Source organism: Streptomyces sp. NPDC003697 (assembly GCF_053587115.1).
This window is the reverse complement of record NZ_JBSFNN010000158.1, coordinates 1-3,551: the sequence shown is the minus strand read 5'-3', so window position 1 is coordinate 3,551 and position 3,551 is coordinate 1. Positions and strand designations below refer to the sequence as shown.

Below are 3,551 nucleotides of genomic sequence, written 5' to 3'. Positions count from 1 at the left end.
TTCCCCCGGTCCCCCGTTCCCCCGTTCCCCCGTTCCCCCGTTCCCCCGTTCCCCCGTTCCCCCGTTCCCCCGTTCCCCCGTTCCCCCGTTCCCCTCGCCTTTGAGAGTCGGTGATCCGGGCCCTGATACACCCCGGCCCGAAAAAAAGTCCCCCGGACCGGAACCCGGGGGACTTCCGTGGTGTCAGCCGGTGAAGCCGGCGGTGATGGAGGTGAACTGCCAGTTGCTCTGGCTGATGCCGGAGCAGTTGCTGGTGACCCCGCCGCCCGGGCACGGCCGGTCGCGGTTGACCGACCAGAAGGCGAGCCGGGCGATGTGCCGGCTGTTGGCCCAGTCGCGGATCTGGGTCCAGATCGCCGGCGTGGTGTTCTCCTGCTGGTCGGACAGGCCGTTCATGCCGGAGATGCCGATGTGGGCGTACGCGGTCGCGTCGTCCCAGCCGAACGTGGACTTCAGCTTGGCCTTCAGTCCCTCGGCCGCGTTCACGGTGCTGCCGTACATGTCCGCGCCGCCGCCGAAGTCGAAGGGCATGACGGTGAAGACGTCGATGTCCGCGTTCAGCGACTTGGCCTGCTCGATGAGCCGGTTGCCGTAGTAGGTCGGCCCGGTCGTCGTGGTGCCGAAGGTGATGATCGTCTTCAGCCCCGGGTTGTTCGCCTTGACCGTCTTCAGCGCGGTGAGGATCTTCGCCTGCACGGCCTCGTTCTCGAACTCGTCCGTGTTCTCGATGTCCATGTCGATCGCCTTCAGGCCGTAGGCGTCGATCACCTTCTGCAGTGCGGCGGCGAGCGCGCTCGCGGAGGAGCAGTTGGCGCCGAGCTTGCTGCCCTGCCAGCCGCCGAAGGACGGGACGACGTCACCGCCGGCGGAGCGGATCTGGTTGATGACGCTCTGGTCCGTGCCGCCGGTCAGCGGCCGGCTGCCGTCCCAGGCGGGGTTGCAGCCGCCGGAGTCCAGCATGAACGCCATCGTGTACCACTTGGTCCCGGTCGCGCTCATCACCGAGGTGGCGCTGGGCGGGTCGCCCCAGCCGAGGTACAGGTACGGGGCCGCCTGCTTGAAGCCGGTGCCGCCGCCGGTGCCGGCGTCCGTGGTGACGGTGACGGCGTTGGACGCCGCGGAGACGTTGCCGGCCGCGTCCCGTGCCCGCACGGTGAACGTGTATGCCGTGCTCGGCGAAAGGCCGCCGGCCGTGGCCGTCGTCCCGGAGACGCTCAGCACCCGGTTGCCGCCGCTGTAGACGTCGTAGGCGGAGACGCCCACGTCGTCCGTCGACGCGTTCCACTTCAGCGACACGCTCGACGAGGTCCGGCCGGTGGACGCCAGTCCCGTGGGAGCGGTCGGCGCCTGAGTGTCCGAACCGCCGCCTCCGGGGCCGTCGAGGCCGATGTCGTCGGCGTAGTAGGTGCCCTGCGCGTACCACCCGTGCACGTAGACGGTGGCGCTGTTCTGGGAGGCGCCGGTGGTGAAGGAGACCGACAGCTGGCTGTACGCGGACGGCGACGACGTCCACGTCGAGGGGCCGCCGTCCACGCCGAGGTAGACGTAGGAGCCGCGGACCCAGCCGCTGAGCCGGTACGTCGTGTTCGGCTGGACCGCGACCGTCTGCCGGCACTGGGCGATGTCGCTGGCGCTCACCGCGCCCGCCAGGGCCTTGGAGCCGCTGTGGACGGGGGAGGAGACGACCGAGCCGAGGTTGCCCGTGCAGGACCACGGGGACAGACCGCCCGACTCGAAGCCGGGGTTGGTGAGGACGTTGGCGGCGTGGGCGGTGCCGGGAAGGGCGACGGCCCCGGCGAGGGCCAGGCCGGCGGAGGCGAGCAGGGCGAGGAGCCTGCGTCTGTGGCGTCCGGGTGTGTTGCGCACGCGATCTCCCTTGGGGAATGGGGGTGTTCGGGAGGGCACAGAGGTGTGGGGAGTGTGCGAGAGAGTGCGCAACCAAGTTGGTATGGACCAATCCCGGGTGTCAAGGGGCGGGTACGGATTGGTCCATACCGGTGGTGTGGGCCGGACAGCTCCTGGGGCCCGTCTTCAAACAGATCTTGCCCATAGCGGGAACCCGTTGATGACCCGCCGGTCCTCCGCGAGAGGCCGACCCGTTGCCGCCCGGGGTATCAACGGAGCAAGTAACTCCCACTCCTGATCAGTGAGTTCGTGATGGCGCGCCACGGCACCGTGATCCACCAACCCGATGATCCTTGAAGACGGAGCCTAGCCTCGCGCTTTCATGAAGCGGGCTGTCCGGCAGGCGGTCAGGAAAGCAGAAAGTGCCCCTGACCCCCGACGACAGCATCACCCGCCCCGGACAGTGGAACCCGGCGCCCACCCGACGCGACAGCCCGGCCGCCGGCCTGCCCCCATCAGCTCCGGAAAGCGAAAGGGTCTACCGACTCCGTCGGCGGACCCTCACGAAAGATCGAGGTTAACGGGGCGAAGCCCTACGGGTCGTCATCAGGTCGTTTGGCGATGCTCAGGGCCTCATGTGACTATCTGTCACAGACCTGCGCCATGGCATCGCATGGTTCGCTACGCTGCTCCAGCGTTGCTGGAGCGCGGGGCGAGCACTCTGTGCTTGCCGGGAGTTTCGCTGCGAGGAGACGGGCATGGAGCACCAGGTGACCCCGGGAGAGACGCCCCCAGGGTCAGGCGATCGACATCGGTTCAAGTGGTCCGGCTTCCTGCGGGCGGGGGAGTACGAGTTCGAGGGAACGTCGAGTTCAGGGAAGCGGGCTGGCCGAACAGTTGTTTGGATTGCTCTAGCTGTTGTTCTCGTTGCTGCGGTTGTCACTGTGCCACTGGTCTTTCACTTCGGCGGTTCGCAGGGCGGGAACACCGGCGCAAGCTCACAGGGGGGAAATCCGGGCGCAATCTCCACGCCTGCGCTGACGGGAGCGGCGGGTGGCGGTAGTGGGTCCCAGGGTGCACAGGCGAACCCGCCGCAGAACCAGGACTCATCCTCTCCGAGTCCGTCCGCCAGCCCTATCTACTCTGTCGAGCGGGAGAGCAACCTCAGGCTGAACCAGCCTGACACCCCGCTGTACGTGGACTTCGATGCGCACGGCTGGGCGCGAGCAATCAGTGGCGAAGCCTTCGAGGCGCTGCCCGAAGAGGAACAGGCCAAGCTCGACCTGTCATACATCGATGCGAGCAATGGCGATCTTCGCGCTATGAATGAGCGGCAATTCGGAGTTTTGAAGCCGAATGTAGGTGCCACGATGGAATCGTGTATGGATGCGACGGGTTCCGCCCCTTGGACGAGCGCTCGCATGGATGCCCTCGGTAATGCTAAGGAGACGGGGCTGGTTGCAGGAGCTACCCTTTGCGCGGTAACTGAGGAAGGGCGCGTCGTAGCAGCTAAGGTTGTCAAGGTTTATGCGCCGGGTTACAGCGCTCCGTACATCGATTTCTCGGTCAAGGTTTGGAAGCCGAGCGCGGCGTGAAGGATGAGGGCCACTAAGACCGTGTCCTATGTGGTGAGGCGGAGCAGTCGCTTGTAGCAACACAGGGCGGCGGCGAGGCCGAGAAAGGCCAGGTAGTTACGGGGATCGCGT

Annotated in this window: 2 protein-coding genes; one reads left to right on the top strand and one right to left on the bottom strand. The window is 67.0% G+C overall.

Going from position 1 to position 3,551, the window contains the following annotated elements; genetic code table 11:
• Positions 1-183 precede the first annotated feature (183 nt).
• The gene (locus tag ACWDNY_RS31220; RefSeq protein ID WP_451649175.1) at positions 184-1,866 is read right to left on the bottom strand and encodes a carbohydrate binding domain-containing protein; all 1,683 of its coding nucleotides are present in this window, start codon (positions 1,864-1,866) and stop codon (positions 184-186) included.
• 1,175 nt (positions 1,867-3,041) lie between these two features.
• Between ACWDNY_RS31220 and ACWDNY_RS31215 the strand changes: the two genes are divergently transcribed.
• The gene (locus tag ACWDNY_RS31215) at positions 3,042-3,440 is read left to right on the top strand and encodes a hypothetical protein (protein ID WP_451649174.1); all 399 of its coding nucleotides are present in this window, start codon (positions 3,042-3,044) and stop codon (positions 3,438-3,440) included.
• Positions 3,441-3,551 lie beyond the last annotated feature (111 nt).